Origin of the sequence: Streptococcus oralis (assembly GCF_026782085.1) — a bacterium.
Classification (GTDB): domain Bacteria; phylum Bacillota; class Bacilli; order Lactobacillales; family Streptococcaceae; genus Streptococcus; species Streptococcus oralis_DA.
The window spans coordinates 18,394-35,416 of record NZ_JAKUVW010000003.1 but is presented as its reverse complement, the minus strand read 5'-3'; the positions used below and the strand labels follow the sequence as shown (position 1 = coordinate 35,416).

At 42.9% G+C, this 17,023-nt stretch carries 22 protein-coding genes; all 22 read left to right on the top strand.

The annotated features are described in order from the left end of the window. The first annotated feature begins 1 nt into the window (after position 1). The 22 genes from MK395_RS01715 (at position 2) to comGG (ending at position 17,021) form a co-directional block, all read left to right on the top strand. Complete coding sequence (locus tag MK395_RS01715; RefSeq protein ID WP_268711144.1) at positions 2–202, top strand: hypothetical protein; 201 nt, start codon at positions 2–4, stop codon at positions 200–202. Positions 203–217: 15 nt separating this feature from the next. Then, the gene (locus tag MK395_RS01710; RefSeq protein ID WP_268711143.1) at positions 218–625 is read left to right on the top strand and encodes a hypothetical protein; all 408 of its coding nucleotides are present in this window, start codon (positions 218–220) and stop codon (positions 623–625) included. Next, positions 612–953, top strand: a complete 342-nt coding sequence (locus MK395_RS01705; RefSeq protein ID WP_268711142.1) for a putative minor capsid protein — start codon at positions 612–614, stop codon at positions 951–953. Before MK395_RS01710 ends, MK395_RS01705 begins: the two co-directional genes overlap by 14 nt. Continuing rightward, on the top strand, positions 953–1,315 hold the full coding sequence (locus MK395_RS01700) for a minor capsid protein (protein WP_268711141.1): 363 nt from the start codon (positions 953–955) through the stop codon (positions 1,313–1,315). Before MK395_RS01705 ends, MK395_RS01700 begins: the two co-directional genes overlap by 1 nt. Continuing rightward, positions 1,312–1,713, top strand: coding sequence for a minor capsid protein (locus tag MK395_RS01695; protein ID WP_268711140.1), 402 nt, complete (start codon positions 1,312–1,314; stop codon positions 1,711–1,713). Before MK395_RS01700 ends, MK395_RS01695 begins: the two co-directional genes overlap by 4 nt. Next, positions 1,714–2,172 (top strand): phage tail tube protein, encoded by a 459-nt coding sequence (locus MK395_RS01690; protein ID WP_268711139.1) that lies wholly within the window; start codon positions 1,714–1,716, stop codon positions 2,170–2,172. Positions 2,173–2,245: 73 nt separating this feature from the next. Beyond that, a complete protein-coding gene (locus MK395_RS01685; protein ID WP_268711138.1) occupies positions 2,246–2,605 on the top strand; it encodes a hypothetical protein in 360 nt (119 codons plus the stop codon). Position 2,606: 1 nt separating this feature from the next. Further along, positions 2,607–3,206, top strand: coding sequence for a Gp15 family bacteriophage protein (locus MK395_RS01680; RefSeq protein WP_268711137.1), 600 nt, complete (start codon positions 2,607–2,609; stop codon positions 3,204–3,206). A gap of 20 nt (positions 3,207–3,226) precedes the next feature. Beyond that, positions 3,227–7,000: a tape measure protein gene (locus tag MK395_RS01675; RefSeq protein ID WP_268711136.1), complete on the top strand. Its 3,774-nt coding sequence runs from the start codon at positions 3,227–3,229 to the stop codon at positions 6,998–7,000. Beyond that, entirely contained in the window at positions 7,000–8,502 is a 1,503-nt protein-coding gene (locus MK395_RS01670; protein ID WP_268711135.1) for a distal tail protein Dit, read from the top strand. The genes MK395_RS01675 and MK395_RS01670 overlap by 1 nt, the downstream gene beginning before the upstream one ends. A 2-nt stretch (positions 8,503–8,504) precedes the next feature. Next, positions 8,505–11,105 carry a phage tail spike protein gene (locus MK395_RS01665; RefSeq protein WP_268711134.1) on the top strand — a complete coding sequence of 867 codons (2,601 nt, stop codon included), beginning with the start codon at positions 8,505–8,507 and terminating at the stop codon, positions 11,103–11,105. Between the two features lie 11 nt (positions 11,106–11,116). After that, a complete protein-coding gene (locus MK395_RS01660) occupies positions 11,117–13,126 on the top strand; it encodes a DUF859 family phage minor structural protein (protein ID WP_268711133.1) in 2,010 nt (669 codons plus the stop codon). Positions 13,127–13,136: 10 nt separating this feature from the next. Beyond that, entirely contained in the window at positions 13,137–13,559 is a 423-nt protein-coding gene (locus MK395_RS01655; protein WP_268711132.1) for a DUF1366 domain-containing protein, read from the top strand. A gap of 31 nt (positions 13,560–13,590) precedes the next feature. Further along, positions 13,591–13,737, top strand: a complete 147-nt coding sequence (locus MK395_RS01650; protein WP_268711131.1) for a CD1375 family protein — start codon at positions 13,591–13,593, stop codon at positions 13,735–13,737. A 15-nt stretch (positions 13,738–13,752) separates the two neighbouring features. Next, positions 13,753–14,169 carry a hypothetical protein gene (locus tag MK395_RS01645; RefSeq protein WP_268711130.1) on the top strand — a complete coding sequence of 139 codons (417 nt, stop codon included), beginning with the start codon at positions 13,753–13,755 and terminating at the stop codon, positions 14,167–14,169. A gap of 4 nt (positions 14,170–14,173) precedes the next feature. After that, the gene (locus tag MK395_RS01640; protein WP_268711129.1) at positions 14,174–14,407 is read left to right on the top strand and encodes a phage holin; all 234 of its coding nucleotides are present in this window, start codon (positions 14,174–14,176) and stop codon (positions 14,405–14,407) included. A gap of 3 nt (positions 14,408–14,410) precedes the next feature. Next, positions 14,411–15,148 carry an SH3 domain-containing protein gene (locus MK395_RS01635; RefSeq protein WP_268711128.1) on the top strand — a complete coding sequence of 246 codons (738 nt, stop codon included), beginning with the start codon at positions 14,411–14,413 and terminating at the stop codon, positions 15,146–15,148. 117 nt (positions 15,149–15,265) lie between these two features. Continuing rightward, positions 15,266–15,529 carry a competence type IV pilus major pilin ComGC gene (gene comGC / locus MK395_RS01630; protein ID WP_000962027.1) on the top strand — a complete coding sequence of 88 codons (264 nt, stop codon included), beginning with the start codon at positions 15,266–15,268 and terminating at the stop codon, positions 15,527–15,529. Continuing rightward, a complete protein-coding gene (gene comGD / locus MK395_RS01625; protein ID WP_001180048.1) occupies positions 15,492–15,926 on the top strand; it encodes a competence type IV pilus minor pilin ComGD in 435 nt (144 codons plus the stop codon). The genes comGC and comGD overlap by 38 nt, the downstream gene beginning before the upstream one ends. Beyond that, positions 15,889–16,191: a competence type IV pilus minor pilin ComGE gene (gene comGE, locus MK395_RS01620; RefSeq protein ID WP_000413376.1), complete on the top strand. Its 303-nt coding sequence runs from the start codon at positions 15,889–15,891 to the stop codon at positions 16,189–16,191. Before comGD ends, comGE begins: the two co-directional genes overlap by 38 nt. After that, positions 16,154–16,615 (top strand): competence type IV pilus minor pilin ComGF, encoded by a 462-nt coding sequence (gene comGF / locus MK395_RS01615; RefSeq protein ID WP_268711127.1) that lies wholly within the window; start codon positions 16,154–16,156, stop codon positions 16,613–16,615. The genes comGE and comGF overlap by 38 nt, the downstream gene beginning before the upstream one ends. Beyond that, positions 16,593–17,021: a competence type IV pilus minor pilin ComGG gene (gene comGG / locus MK395_RS01610; protein WP_049478131.1), complete on the top strand. Its 429-nt coding sequence runs from the start codon at positions 16,593–16,595 to the stop codon at positions 17,019–17,021. Before comGF ends, comGG begins: the two co-directional genes overlap by 23 nt. Positions 17,022–17,023: the final 2 nt, after the last annotated feature.

Below are 17,023 nucleotides of genomic sequence, written 5' to 3'. Positions count from 1 at the left end.
AATGGCTAAATTTAAAGCGACATCAAACGTTGTCTTTATCGTCGATGGCAAAGAGCAAAGCTATGACAAAGATGTAGAGTATGGCATGGATGTCAAGACAGCTGAGGCGTTCAACGCCAAAGGTGAAATTACACACCCTGAGCTCAGTCCATTCTTTGAACGTACTGACAAGGAAGAAAAAGCAGCAAAGGCGGATAAATAACACCGCCTTTTTTAATTGGAGGTGGTTACTATCGCTTATTTAACACAAGATGAATTTAAGGATTTTGGTTTTGACGAAGTTGAGGGCTTTGAAAAGCTACTAACAAGGGCAGAGATTGCTATCAACCTCTTTCTTAATAATTTCTACAGCTTTGTAGATTTTGAAAAAGAAATTGAGCACAGAAAGCAAGCTGTCAAGCTGGCTACGGCTTTCCAGGTAGCATATTTGGACGCTAGTGGGATCACTACGGCTGATGATAAGCAATCAGTCTCTACTGTGGTTCTAGGGCGTACTCATATCACTTACAAGAATAGCTCTAACCAGTCTTTAGAGAGTGCCAGGTATAACTTGTCTCTTGACGCCCTAAATACTCTGAAATCGGCAGGATTTGGCTTTAGGGGGGTAGGTTATGACAGACATTGATAAACGGTTATTGATTGATACTGTGACCATTCAGAAAACCACAGGAGAAAAAGACGGATGGGGTAAAGTGATTTTAGAGAGCCCAGTGACCCTTAGAACTGTTAGGTTTGACAGACAGTATCAAGTGAAAGGCACGAAGAACAACCGCAAGGAGTCCAAACCTAGCACGTTATTTGTGTACCCTAAATACTGCCCAATCGTCTTAGACAAAACTTTTGAAAATGCCATTATCAAAGACGGAGAACGTGAGTACAGAGTGACCTCTGTAGTTCCTGTCAGTTATCCACACAAACAAAAAGTATTTTGTTACGAAGTGGAGTGTATCTGATGGGAACAGGCGTATCTGTCAAAGTTGATTTAAAAGGCATTGAGAAAAAGGTATCCCCAACAGCGCTAGCAAAGGGTAGGTTAGCAATAGCTAATCAGATGTTGATTGACTTTACTCCCTTTGTGCCACGCAAAAGCGGTGAGCTTAGCGGAAGTGGCCAAGCGACCAAAGACGGAGTTAAATATCCTGGGCCTTATGCTAGAGCTCAATTTTACGGCTCAAGCTACAACAAGGTTAGGACGTTTGTCTTTAGAAAGTACACCACACCTGGAACAGGTAAGCGGTGGGACTTGAAAGCCTCGGCTTTACATTCGGCTAACTGGGGGAAAGTCGGTCTAAGAGCAATGGGAGTAAAAGCATGAATAACAATGATTTTTCAGAAGTCCTCAGGGATTTCATCAATACACTAAACCTCCCTCTGGATTGTAAGCTTGATTACTTAGCAGAGGGGGAGGATTTAGTCCTTTATCCGTTGCCAGGTGGGAAGATTTTAACAGAGTACATGAACGGCAAGCAGGACATTAGCCTTGTCTTTGAGGTGGCAATCAAAACGACTGATCACCAGAAGACAAGCTCCATCCTGTGGGCCATCAATCATGCTCTCGCTGATTTTAATCTGGAACTACCTAGCAAAAATAATTCATATCAATTCAGAGGCCTTGAAGTATCACAGCCGTTCCTTAATGACCGTGATGAGCAAGGCTTTTATATTTACATGTTAGATGTAACGGCAAAACTTGAAACAAATGGAGGAAACTAAATGCCAAAAATGAAAAACGCCAAGCGCAAACACTTTCTTGCGCCATGGTTATCAACAGCATCAGCTACTGAGCCAGGTAATGACGCCTGGAAATGGCTTGCAGACGGAGTGAAAACTGCTGAGTCTGAAAATGACGAGGAGACAGATGACATTGCATACTACAACGGTGATGGTACCAAGAAAACTGTAGTGACGTCTGTTAAGAGCGGATACAGCTTTGAGGGCGACTACATCAAAGAGGATGAAGCTCAGGCAATTATCGCAGCTATGCGCTTTAAAACTGGGGATGAGCGTAATGTCTGGTTTAAAGTGGTAGACGCTGACGGAAAAACTCAATATGTCGGAGTCGCTACTGTCTCAGGTATCAAAATCGGAGGCGGAGACGCGTCTGAGTATGAGACCTTTGAGTGCACCATCAGCTGGAATGCAGCACCTAAACAATCTGCTGTAGTCGGTTGATGACTTGATCTAGGGGAGTGAATAGGCTCCCCTTTTTATTTTTGATTTTAAAAATTAGTAGGAGAGAAAACAAATGGTAGTAATTAAAAAACGTGACAATGTCATCCCTGTTGACTTTGGAGAGTTCAAACTTGAATTTGTAGCCAATGACCAAAATATCCACAAAATGGAAAAAATTGGCACAATCCTTAAAATTGAGGGCGAAAAACTAGCTAAGACAGAGGATAGTAAGGCCTTTGAAACGGTACAAGACTTAGTCAAAGACTCTTGGACAGAGTTGTTTGACAAAGAGGCGTTTGACAAAGTCTACTCATTCTCTAATGAGTCTACAGTGGACACAATGGCCTACTTACTTGAGACAATCACTGGAGTCATCTCAGAATGGGAGAAACGCAACAGCACAGACGCTCTCAAAAAATATCTAGGTGACTAACATGCTGGACCTATCAAGGAAATTGACAGATGAGTTAGTCCTTGGTGATGATGTGTATCCAATGAATATTGCTTTTAACAAGGTCTTGAAAGTGGTGGAGCTGATTAATGATGATGACATTGACGAGCTTTACAAGCCTTTCCTAGCTATTCAAATCTTGACTGGTGTAGATTTTACTCAGGCTTTAACTCCTGAACAGGCTACAGCAATCTTTAAGATGATTTTTGAGGAGCATATCAGAATTATTCCAGCTAAAGACACGGCACCAGTACTAGACCTAGCAGGGAAGCCAATCAAGAGCAAGATACGCTCTAGGAGTCAATCTGAGGGAGGAGATCGTCTCTTTAGCTTGAAGTACGACGCTGAGTATATTTACTCATCATTTCTTCAGGCTTACGGAATTGACCTCATAGACGCTCAGAACAGTCTACACTGGAAGAAGTTCAACGCTTTATTAAATGGCCTGCCTAGCGACACTAAGTTTGCTGAGGTGCTGAAAATACGCTCTTACAAGCCCCAAAAGGGAGACAGTAAGCAGTACAAGGAGAACATGAAAAAACTCAAAAAAGAGTATGCTCTACCTGATGAATTTGACTACTAATTTTAGAAAGGAGGTACACAATGGCAGATGGTTCAGTTACTATCAAGGTTGATATGGATGGCTCTAATGCTCAATCAGGAGTAAGCAAGCTTAAAGCTCTATTTGGTGGACTTGAAAACGCAGGCTCAAAAGTAGGGTCTGTTTTTAAGTCTGTGTTAGGAGCTAATCTGATTAGTTCGGCTCTTACTACAGGAATTGGGACTATTACAAGTGGTATCCGTGAAATGGCCTCTGAACTCAACAGCTCACAGAAAGCCTGGAAAACATTCGAGGGAAACCTCCAAGCCTTTGGACGATCAGCTGAGGAAATCAAGGCGGCTAAGGACGAAATGCAGGACTTTGCAACCAAAACCATCTACTCAGCCTCTGATATGGCTAGTACCTACTCACAACTTGACGCAGTTGGGACTAAGAACGTTGGTAGTCTAGTTAAGGCCTTTGGTGGACTTGCAGCCTCTGCTGAAAACCCAGCCCAAGCCATGAAATCATTGTCAACTCAGGCAACACAGATGGCAAGTAAGCCTAAAATAGCCTGGATGGACTTTAAGATCATGATGGAGCAAGCTCCTGCTGGTATGGCAGCCGTCGCAAAAGAGATGGGAATGTCTACGGCTGAGCTTGTAAAAGCCGTTCAAGATGGAAAAGTCAAGACAGAGGACTTTTTCGACGCTATGAACCGAGCAGGGAACTCAGACGCTTTTCAAAAGATGGCTACGGAGTTCAAAACGGTTGACCAGGCTATAGATGGGGCAAAAGAAAGCCTCTCTAATAAACTTATGCCAGCCTTTGAAAAACTTAATAAGTTTGGAATTAAGGCAGTCAATGCAGTATCTGACGCTCTTGAAAAAATCAATTTTGACAGCATTGCTGAAAAATTGGGGGCGTTTTTAGAAAGTATTGACATTGATGGCTTTATTTCAACCGTGACAGGCGCTTTTGCTAAGGCTGGAGAGACTGTCTCAGAGTTTTTTGCAGTCTTTAACAAGATTGGAGTCTTTGAGTATATGTCTGACACGCTCAGAGATATAGGAGTGACAGCCATGTCAGTTTTCAAAGAGCTGACAAGTCACATCAATATCTTTGATAATTTCACTGAGGGCATTGGAAATATCATCATCCTAGTTAATAAGGTTATACAAGAGTTAGCCGCTGGCGTTCAGTTCGCTCTTGAGGCTTTCTCGAATACAGGGGCTATCAAGAATGCTTATCAAGCCTTTAAGGAACTTACAGAGGCAGCACTTGACCTGACTGACAAGCTCTCAGATCTCATCCCTTGGGATGTGGTTGGCGCTGCTGTGGGACATGTAGTAAATGCCATTTCACAAGTTATCATCTGGATCTCTAAATTATCTAAGTCAATTAGCGCTGATGTCTGGAGAGCTTTAATCACAGGAATTGGTGGGGCTCTAGTTGCTTTCAAGGCTTTTAATTTTTTAAAAACATTCAACCCTTTTGGCTTATTTAAGAGTAAGGCTACAGAGGCATTGAGTGGCACCACATCAACAGTTACCTCAATAGGGACGCAAATTGTATCTGTCATCCGTAGTCTTGGGCAAAGTGTAGCCGCAGCTGCTAGAGGTATTGGTCAAGGCGTCGGCGCTGCTTTTCGTGGGATTGGACAAGGATTATCCATGGTCAATCCTTTAACTATTGCAGCCATAGCTGTCCCTATTTTAGCTTTAGGGGCGGCGTTTGCTTTGATGGGAACACAAGGCCAAGGTATCGCAACAATCTTACAAGCTGTAGGTGATGTTATTGTTAGTGTAGGTACAGCTATTGGAACTATCTTAAACCTAGCTCTACAAGGCTTGGCTCAAGCTCTAGTAATTGTAGCACCTGTGCTACCTACTGTAGCCTCAGCTTTTGCTATGCTATCACCGCTTATTTTGGCTGCTGGAATAGCAATTAGCTCCATTATTAGCTCATTTAGTGGGTTAGCACCTGTGATTACAGCATTAGGGTCAGCTATTAGCGAGATTATAACGGCTATCAGCTCAGGGATTGCTGAGATAGCAACAGCTGTGACACCTATTATTGAAATACTTTCAAATGCTTTCGTCCAAGTTGTGACTATTGTCTCTGGAGCGATTGTACAAATCGTTGAGGCTCTAGCTCCATTCATGCCAGCTATTTCTGAAATGGTCCAGGCAGTCGCTCCAGTACTACAGTCCTTGGTAGAGGCATTTAATAATCTGATCAGTCAAATCAGTCCCATTATTGAGAGTATCACAAATCTATTTAAGACTCTTGGCGAGCAAATCAGCTCCATTTTAAAGAGCGCTGGTAGTGTAGTTGAGTCTTTTGGCTCAGCTATCCGTAATGTGCTTGACGGAGTCGCTGGCATTTTTGATAGCATGGGTAACGCTGCTAAGAACGCAGGTCTTGGAGTGAAATACATGGCTGAGGGGATTGCGAAACTTACTGAACTAGGATTGTTAGATTTAGCTGGAACATTAGCTACTGTTGCAACAGGTTTGGCCGCTATTGCTAACTCAGGTATTGCTACGGCTGGCCCAGGTTTGCAACAAGCGGGTACTGGACTGAGCTTAATTGCTACATCAGCTCAAATTGCAAGTTTGGCAATGCAATCACTGCCTGAAACATTGACATCTTTGAGTAATAGTATTAGCACACTACCTGAAACATTGACAACGGTTGGGACAGCTATGAGTACTTTTGCAACATCAGTGATGACCTCTTTTGTAGGTCTCGCAGGGGCAACGGCTAGCATTACTATCCTACAAAGTGGGTTAGTTGCTTTGTCAAGCTCAATGCTGATGGCGCAGGCTGGAGCCTTAGCTATATCAGCAGGATTTACAGCAATCAGTGGAGTTGTGGGGGCTTTGGTTGGTGTATTGGGGACAATACCAGGTCAGTTTACACTGATCACCACCTCAGCAATTATGGCGACTACTGCCATTATGCAGTTAGCTACATCCACTCCTATGGTTGCCTCAGCCTTTTCTAGTATCTCAGCAGCAGCTGGATCAGCAATGGCCCTACTCAATTCTGTTGTGCAGTCAGCAATGACTCAAGCTGTAGCAATAATGCGCTCAAGCATGCAACAGATGGTGTCTGTGGTCATGCAATCAGCAACTCAGATGACACAAGCTGGCCAACAGGCAGGCCGTGGGGTTTCTAACGGAATTACTAACGGTATTCGTTCAGGAATTGGATCAGCAACAGCTGCAATGTCAGCTATGCTAAGCTCAATCCGCTCTACAGCTATGTCAGGCGTAAGCTCTATGCGATACGCAGGGAGCATGATTGGCCAAGGTTTGGCACAAGGTATGTATTCAGCACTTGGAGCTGTCACGGAGGCAGCTAATGCGCTTGTCGCTCAGGCTGAGAGGGCAGCACAGGCCAAGGCTAAAATCCACAGCCCATCACGATTATTTAGAGACAATGTAGGTAGATACATTGCTCAAGGTATTGCTGTAGGTATTGAACAGAATAGCTCTGATGTGGTTGATAGTCTGGCATACGTTCAGAAAGAGATGTCAGCGTTCAAATTTGGCGCTGAGGACTTGCTAGGTTTAGGAAAACATACTGTATCTAGTCAGTTTAGACTCAAATCACTTACAGAACGAGCAGAAACAAGTCAAATCGAGGTTATTCGTGACCAAGCTGACAAAGTCCTAACCAGAGCTCTTGAAGTGGCTGAGGAGGCTGTCAAGCGCCCTGTAAACATGGTGCTAGATGACGGTACTCTGGTTGCTAAAATTGGAGACCCAATGACTAACTATCAAAATGATAAGTTAATGATTGATAACATGATGAGAGGTATTATCTAATGAATAATGACACAATCACAATCAATGGATTTGACCTCTCTGAGGTTATTGACATTATAGACATCATCCGTCCAGTAGGAAATGAGCGCCACGTTGTCACAAATGACGCTCCACTTGTCGGAGTTAATCTCCAAGAAGTGCGAACAGGCGCCAAAACCATCAAAGTCAAGTTTGCTATGCAATATGGAAACGGCATGACACTTGAAACAGCTAAGCACAAACTAGCTGGCATTTTTAACACCTCAGAGGCTGTCAAAATCGTCATTTCAGACGAGCCTGACAAGTATTACATGGGTCTAGTATCTGGTTCTGTGGATATAGAAAACATTACTAGATGGTTCCAAAAGGGCAGTTTTGACCTGATTATCCCTGACGGAGTAGCTCACGGCTCAACCTATAAGCGTTTTGATAACGGACAAGAGCAACCTGACAAGGTTGTTTTTAATTTGGTCAATAATGGCAACGTCCCAGCCTTTCCTGTTGTTACGGTTAAGAATAACGCTGAGAACGGCTATATCGGTCTCGTCAATACTAGCGGAGCTTTTGAAGTTGGAGACCGTGAGGAAGCCGATACAGGCATAGTCAAACGCTCTGAGGTCTTGATTGATTTTAGAGGTGATAGGATTTCAGACGGTTTTGCAAGAGCCACTAAAAACAAGGCTGTGACTAACGATAATAGCGAGAACGTGGTAGGGACGGCTGAGCTAACGACATTGTGGGATAAGAAACACATTAGACTCAGAGATCAAACTACATCTGGAAAATATGGGAACTATGCTACATCTCTTTCATGGGACATACCTACAGATAGTTCTGGAGCTGTCGGCTCTCTTGATGACTACATCATAGGTAGACAGATATTCGTATCTAATGCAGCTAATCAATATGGTTTTATCAAGATTACAGTATCAGACACAAATGGTCAGTTTTTGTACGGTATTGAAACATTCAAACGGACAAAAGGACAAGACTGTGAGTTTAATGTATTTGGATCTGATGGCAAGAATAGCTATTACTTTCTTAAATGCTTGAATTTTACAGGTATATCAGATAGCAAACTAAACCCATTCACATCCTCAAGAGGACAATTTGAAATAAAGCGCAACGATGACAGGGTTCATGTCTATTATCAAGGTTCTGTTTACAGCTTTATCATTCCTGAAATAAAAAGCAGAAAGTCAGCCAAAATTCATGTCATGCTTGGAGCCTATCATGATAAACCTATGGTTACTCACATGTACATAGATGAACTGCTATACCGTAAGGACTTTGTCCCAGCAATAGGAGATGTGCCGAACCGCTATCCAATCGGTTCAAATGTTGTGCTAAATAGCGAGAATGACACTGTCACAGTGGACGGTCTTGAGAAGATTGTAGACGTCGTAGATGGTTCAAGCTTCTTGACTATCCCGCCTGGAAACAGTCAGCTTGAGGTCTATTGCTCAAGTTGGGTCAAGACCAAGCCAACTGTAAAAGTAGAATTTAAAGAAAGGTACTTATAGCTATGTTATTGACTATCCATGACTCGAATTTGAGAAAAGTGGCTTTTATCGACAATGACAAACAGGATACATTGAACTATTTCAATGACATCTGGACAAGATACCTGGAAACTGGTTCTAGTACCTTTGATTTTACAGTCTTTAAAAAGGCAATTATCTCAGATGTAGGCAAAAAGAGGGCCTATAACTCTCTCAATGAGAAAGCCTTTGTTTCATTCAGATATAAGGGCAGAACTTACCTGCATACAATCCGAAAAATTGAGGAAAATGAGAAAGTTATTAAGTGTTATAGTATCAACCTAAACCTTGAGCTGATCAATGAGTACTCTATCCCTTACAAATCGCCTAAGGCTATGAGCTTTAAGGAATTTTGTGAGGAGATGGACTTGCTCAACTATACTTTCTTAAAAATTGGTATCAATGAGGTTGCTAATAAGAAAATATCCGCAGAGTGGGAGGGTACAGACACCAAACTTAACAGACTACTCAGCCTAGCTAAGAAATTTGGCGCAGAAATTGAGTTTGACACAAGGTTGAATGCTGATAGTTCTATCAAGTCATTTACAGTCAATGTCTATCATGAGCACGACGATAGCCACCAGGGAGTAGGTCAAATTAGCCCCAAAATCTTGAAGTATGGGAAAAACCTCAAGACAATCACTAGGACGATTGACAAAACTGGGATCTATAACACGGTTGTCCCTACGGGTAAGGATGATAAAGGCAACGTAGTTGATATTAGAGACCTTGGAGCTTGGTCTGTCAATAATGCAAAGGGAGAACGTGAGTTTTACCAGTCAGGGGCTGCTCTATATGCCCCTCTCTCTATGCAGATGTATCCAAGCACTTTCACACATTCAACAGGCGACCGTGACCAGTGGACTCGTAAGGACATGACTGTAGAGAGTTCAAATCCTGAGGTCATCCGTTCGACGGCTTACCGTGAGCTCAAAAAGAACTGTTACCCAGCAGTTACTTACGAGGCTGAGGGTTTTGCGGATCTTGAAATAGGAGACACGGTAAAAATCTATGATGACGGCTTTAACCCTACTCTCTTGCTTGAGATGAGAGTATCTGAGCAAGTCATCAGCTTTACCAATCCGAAGAATAACAAGACCACTTTCTCAAATGCCAAAGCGCTTGAAAATCGTCTATCTCAAGGCATTCAGCAACAGCTAGACAGGATGATAGAAGACGCTAAGCCTTATACTATCAAGCTAGCCACTGATAACGGTATAGCCTTTAAGAACGGTCAAGGTCAGACCATTGTGACCCCTACTCTTATGCGAGGTAACAAGGTCATCAATAGCGGCTGGCGTTGGGTTGTGGATGGTGTAATCAAGGCTACAAGCTCTAGTTACATTGTGAGGGCTGCCGACATCAACCAAAAGATGGTTTTGACTGTTTCTGCATGGGTTGATAACAAAGAGGTAGCGTCTGAGCAGTTGACGCTTATCAATACGTCTGATGGAACGGCAGGAAAGACTCAGTACTTGCATAGAGCTTGGGCCAATTCAGAGGACGGACGTGATGGGTTCAGTACGTCATCAAGTGCCAACAGGCGCTATTTTGGGACGTACACAGATTTCACAGAGGCGGACAGTCAGGATCCTACAAGATACAACTGGACAGCTCTTTTCGATAATGTAAAAGGCGGAAATCGTAACTATTTCAAAAATGGCCGAACTCAGCAAATCAACACTGAAAGTAGTGAAACGTATGACATGCGGACTTTCATTTTTGACGATTTTTGGAAAAATCCAGATAGGCTGAAACCGAATTATGTGCGTGTAGCATTTGAAATTAGCTTATCTCCAGCTCTAGCAGAAGATACACAGGCTAATGTGCATTTTTCGGCTAGCCCCTGGTACAAAAATCAAATCATCCTCAAAGCTGGAGTCACTACTCCTCAAAGTTTTGAGTTTACTATTGACCTCTCAAACGCCTCAGAAACTTACAAAACAGATAATGTTTTCATTCGTTTTGGTACAGCTCATGGATTTCCTGCTAATCAGACGGTCACGCTTGAAAATGCCATGCTAGCCGTGGGAACTAATTTTCTCGGTTACGTGAAAGCTATCGAGGATGTAGAGACTGACATCAACTCTAAAGCCGACCAAGGGCTAACTCAGGAACAGTTGAACGCTCTCAATGAAAAGGCTGGAGTTATTCAAGCTGAGCTTGAGGCTAAGGCTAGCGCTGATACGCTTGATAACTGGATAAAGGCTTACAAGGACTTTGTCAATGCAAATGAGACCGCAAGGGTGCAAGCTGAGAAAGATTTGATTTCAGCTAGTCAGCGTGTCTCAAGTATTGCTAAGGATCTTGGAGAATTGTCTGACCGTTGGAATTTCATTGATACTTACATGAGCTCTAGCAATGAGGGTCTTGTCATTGGCAAGAATGACGGTAGCTCTAGCATGCTATTTAGTCCAAGTGGACGGATTTCAATGTATTCTGCAGGGGTTGAGGTTATGTATATTTCTCAAGGTGTTATCCACATTGAGAATGGTATCTTTTCTAAGACCATTCAAATTGGAAGGTACCGTGAGGAACAGTATCATATTAACCCTGACATGAACGTCATCCGTTACGTTGGATAGAAAGGAGTAAAATGGCAAAGTTTAGTAATTCAAGTGGGAGCTTATATCTTAATCTGTATGTAAACCAAGGATCTCAGAGTATCACGGATAACACCTCAACCGTCAACTGGCGGATGACAGTTAGCCGTACAGGCGCCTACTATACTCATAACCATCAAGGAGATAGTACGCTGTCTCTTAATCTGGATGGCAGTAACGTGCATTACAGCTATCCGACGTGGGAGACATCAGGCGAGGAGTACACGCTTGCTAGTGGCTCAAGTACAATCAGCCACAATGCAGATGGGACTAAAACGCTCCCTATTTCTTGTACGTTCAATCCTAACAATGGCTTGCATGGGACTATCACAGTATCAGCAAGCCTTAGCCTGACGACTATACCACGTTCAAGCTCTGTAAGTGTGAGCGCTGGAGTTATTGGTAGTTCGGTTACTATCAATATTAGCCGTCAAAGTTCAAGTTTCAAGCATACAGTGCGCTATTCATGGGCTGGAAAGTCAGGAACGATTGCAAGTAATGTGGGCACATCCACAAGCTGGACGATCCCTCTTGACTTTGCCAATGACATTCCCAACTCAGCAAGTGGGACTGGGACAGTCTATGTAGATACCTACTCAGGCTCTACCAAGACTGGAACACAGTCCACTACATTCACGGCAAGCGTACCAGCAAATGTAAAACCCACATTTACAGGAGTTTCCCTGTCTGACCTAAACGGTGCGGCTCAAAACCTCATCCCAAACGGAAACACGTTCATCCAGGTAATATCTAACATCAAAGTAGCATTTAATGGCGCAGTCGGCTCTTACGGCTCATCAATAACTGGATACTACGCTGAAATCGTTGGCAAGAACCAATCCACGAGTTCAAACGGCGGCAGTCTAGGCATCATGAACTATCACGGCACAATCAAAATCAGAGCGAGTGTCTCAGATAGCCGTGGCAGATGGTCGGATACTAAAGAGGTATCTGTAACCGTGCTTGAGTATTTTGCTCCAGCTTTAAGTTTTAGTATAGCCAGAACAGGCTCTACCTCTAGCACCTTGACCACTACAAGAAATGCCAAAATCGCTCCTTTGACTGTCTCAGGAAGTCAAAAGAACTCAATGACTTTGACATTCAAGGTTGCAAGGCTTGGGACTACCAACTTTCAAGTAGATACAGGACCAGCCACTGGATCCTGGACAAGTATCTCAAATCTAGTCAATTCTCAGGCTAATTTAGCTGGCAATTATCTAGCTAATCAGTCCTGGGTTGTCATTGGCACGGTTGAGGACAAATTCACTCGTACTGAGTTCATGGTCAACGTGCCAACAGAGAGCGTAGTCTTGTCTTATGACCGCTCAGGGGTTGGGGTCAACAAAATCAGAGAGCGTGGCGCTCTTGATGTTAAAGGGGACATCTACGCTAATGACCAGCCTATTCAACAGCACCAGCTGACACGTAATAACGGGATTTCTATTTTAACGAAAGAAAGTCTCGATAATGTCCTTAAAAATGGTATGTATTATAGTCACAGTGCACCTGATAGACCAAGAAATCAGAATGGCTGGTTATTGGTTCAAGTCTATGATGACGCTCAATATGTTGTGCAGACTTATTGGACGGCTACCACTGAAACAATGCTAGTAAGGTATAGAATGGACAACCGCTGGGGTGACTGGAAAGAGATTGCTACCAAGGATGACTTGCAGAGATACACTCAAGGAACACCTTGGCAAAATCTGCCTTTACAAAACGGATGGGTAAATCATCCTGATTACGACAAAGTTCAGTACTCAAAAACATTTGATGGAGTGGTTTACATCAGAGGCACGGCTTACAAAGGCAGAACAACAAAAGAGACAGTTATTGGTGTCTTACCTGTCGGTTTTAGACCTAAACAAACTATGTTTGTATCAGCTCTAAATAATAGCTATGGTATAGCTGTTTTAGGCATCTATCCGAGCGGTAACGTAGTCGTCAAGGGGAACGTTGACGCTACTTGGCTCAACTTTGACAATGTTGCATTCAAAATTTAAAGGAGAAAGCATGAAATTAGAATATGGCTCAAAATCACAAGAATATGACGCCAGCGGAACAGCGTCCACCACCAAAGTCACGCTGGTTAACTCAGACGGTGCTTATGTACCTGTCTTTTTGCCAGCTGACAAAATCGGTTTGTCAAATACAGAGCTTTTTGAGATGGCTCTTGAAGTTTTGTATCAGGAAAACTTCCCACAGCGTGCTGAAAACGAGAAATTCAACACGCTAGGTGAGAAAATTGCTGAGTATGACAAATTGATAGAGAAAGCTAATAAAACTATCGCAGCAATGGAGTCACAAATGGCCACCCAAAAAACACAGTCACAAATGGCTCAGGTTACGCTAATGAGCGTAATTTTCAAACTAAATGAAAAGGGGTTATTAACAGATGAAGACCTTGCTGAAACTGGTACCACTGAAACTCAGTGATTTTAAAGAAGAATTGAAAAGAGGAAAAGACATGATGATCAAATTATATGCAGTAAACGTAGTAGCTGGGACTTACCCATTCGCAAAAGTGCCTAAAGTGCTAAAGGCTAAGGTAAAACAACAAATCGCCCTCATGGTTGAAGACGACGAAATCCTAGCAGAGCTTACCAAAGAATAAAAGCGAGGTGATCGCTTGACTTTATCGGATTTAATTGCACACCTTGCTCCTACTGTTGGTGTTGTAGCTACTGGATGGTTTGGGATGAAAGCTAGCAAGTCGGCAAATTTAAACAAGGAACAGTTTAATGAGCTAAAAGATGAGTTGGGGACTATTCAAACATCTGTAAACAACATCAGAGAAGTTGGCGAGGATAACAATAAGAAAATTAGTGAGGTGAATAATAAGCTAATTGTACATGACGAGGCCCATCTGGTCACAATGTACCTAAGACTGGAGCGTGATATGACCTCTGCTATTCAGCGTGGTTATACCACAGTGCATGAGTCTGATATTATTCACAAAATGCACAAAAATTACAAGAAATTAGGCGGAAATGGGTACATTGATAGCCTATATAACAAATACAATATTTTAGAAGTGAGGAATTGAAATCATGAAAATCAACTGGAAACTACGCTTTAAGAATAAGGCGACTCTTGCTGCTATCTTTGCTACAGCAATCTTGCTAGCGCAACAATTAGGCTTTAAATTGCCTGACAACATCAATGAAGTAGCTAATACAGCTCTTACATTGCTTGTATTGATCGGGGTCGTTTCTGACCCTACTACATCAGGATTGTCTGACAGTTCGCAAGCTCTGGACTACGAAGCACCAAAGAAAGGATAAGATATGTCAAGTAAAACAGAAGTATTACAATTTGCTCACAACCTAGCAAATAGCGGAATGGGCGTGGACAACGACGGTGCGTATGGTACGCAATGCGCAGACCTGCCATGTTACATCATGCGCCAATTTTTCGACGTCAGCCTATATGGGAATGCCTATGACTTGCTCGCCTCAGCCGAAAGCCAAGGAGTAGATGTGCGTTATGACGTCGCTTATCCTGAGGCTGGCTGGATCTTTGTCAAGAGCTTTGTAGCTGGCGACGGTGTCAACTATGGCCATACAGGTCTTACTGTTGAAGATAGTGACGGCTTGACTGTCAAGACTATTGAGCAAAACATTGACGGAAACTGGGACTTTTTGGAAGTCGGTGGCCCTGCTCGTTATCATGAGCAAACAGTTGGGGAAATCGTTGGTTATATCGTGCCACCTTACGAGGACGGCACGGATGACATCTCAGAAGTTGAGACAGAGCCAACAACTGACGAGATTACACTTGAGGAAGAAGACGGTACATTTACAGTCGGTGAGGCTCATATCAATGTACGACGTGCTCCAAACCTAACAAGTGATGTCGTGGCAGTTTATGAACCAGGAGAGACCGTTCAATACGACTCTAAAGGCTCAGCTAATGGCTACCGTTGGATCAGTTTTGTAGGCGCCTCTGGCAGCCGAAACTATATGGCTATCGGACAAACTGACGAGGCTGGAAATCGTATCACTCTATGGGGTACTATAGACTAAATTAAATTTACTAGAAAGCAAAATAGATTACACTAAAACCGCAGGCTGTTTGGCTTGCGGTTTTTTTGTTTACTCTGGAAGTACTTTTTATCAATAATTTTACTATCCTTTATTGAAATGTTAGTGGTTTTGCTTATCATCAGCGTTCTTCTCTTGCTCTTTGTACCCAATTTGACCAAGCAAAAGGATGCCGTAGATGATAAAGGAAAAGCTGCTGTTGTCAAGGTCGTAGAAAGCCAGGCAGAACTTTATCGTTTGGATAAAAATGATGATGCCAGCCTCAGCAAATTACAAGCGGACGGTCGTATCACGGCTGAGCAAGCTAAAGCTTACAAAGACTACCATGCAAAACAAAAAACCAGTCAAACTGTTGCAGATTAAGGCCTTTACTATACTGGAAAGTCTCTTAGTTTTGGGACTTGTGAGTATCCTTGGTTTAGGCTTGTCTGGCTCTGTCCAGTCCAGTTTTGCAGCGGTAGAGGAGCAGATTTTCTTTATGGAGTTTGAAGAACTCTATCGGGAAACGCAAAAACGCAGTGTAGCCAGTCAGCAAAAGACCAGTCTGAACTTAGATGGACAGACGATCAGTAACGGCAGTCAAAACTTGACCGTTCCTAAAGGGATTCAGGCACCATCAGGACAAAGCATTATATTTGACCGAGCTGGGGGCAATTCGTCCCTGGCTAAGGTTGAATTTCAGACCAGCAAAGGAGCGATTCGCTATCAATTATATCTAGGAAATGGAAAAATTAAACGCATTAAGGAAACAAAAAATTAAGGCAGTGATTTTACTGGAAGCGGTAGTTGCTCTAGCCGTTTTTGCCAGCATTGCGACCCTTCTTTTGGGACAAATCCAGAAAAATAGGCAGGAAGAGGCAGAAATCTTGCAAAAGGAAGAAGTCTTACGTGTAGCTAAGATGGCTCTGCAGACAGGTCAAAATCAGGTAAACATAAATGGAGTGGAGATTCAGGTGTTTGCTAGTGAAAAGGGATTGGAGGTCTACCATGGTTCAGAGAAGTTGCTGTATCTTAAAGAGCAGTAAGGTAAGAGCGTTCACTCTATTAGAATCTCTGATTGCCCTTATCGTCATTAGCGGAGGCTTGCTCCTTTTTCAAGCTATGAGTCAGCTCCTCATTTCAGAAGTTCGTTACCAGCAGCAAAGCGAGCAAAAAGAGTGGCTCTTGTTTGTGGATCAACTGGAGGCAGAGTTAGATCGTTCGCAGTTTGAAAAGGTGGAAGCCAATCACCTCTATGTGAAGCAAGATGGCAAGGATATCGCTATGGGCAAGTCCAAATCAGATGATTTTCGGAAGACCGATACCAGCGGACGGGGCTACCAACCTATGGTTTATGGACTTAAATCAGCACAAATTACAGAGGAAAATCAATTGGTTCGCTTCCGTTTCCAGTTTCAAAAAGGCTTAGAAAGGGAGTTCATCTATCGTGTGGAAAAAACAAAAAGTTAAGGCAGGCGTTCTTTTATATGCAGTCACCATGGCAGCTATTTTTAGCCTTTTGTTGCAGTTTTATTTAAATCGGCAAGTCGCCCATCACAAAGACTTTGCCCTAAACAAAGAAAAGTTGGCAGCTTTTGCCATGGCCAAGCGAAGTAAGGATAAGGCTGAGCAAGAAAGTGGGGAACGAGTCTTTAACCTAGGAAAAGTCAGGTATCAAAATACGAAAACAGGTTTTGCAACAAGTGTTCGTATGAATAAGGGCAACTATGAATTTCTCTTTTCTCCGATGAAAACCCAAGAAAAGAAAACAGCTAAAAAGGAAGAGGTAGCGACTGATTCAAGCAATCAAGCAGGGAAGAAAAGCCTGAAAAGAAAGATAATTCCTAGTCAATTCAACTACTTTGTGCTAAACTAAAA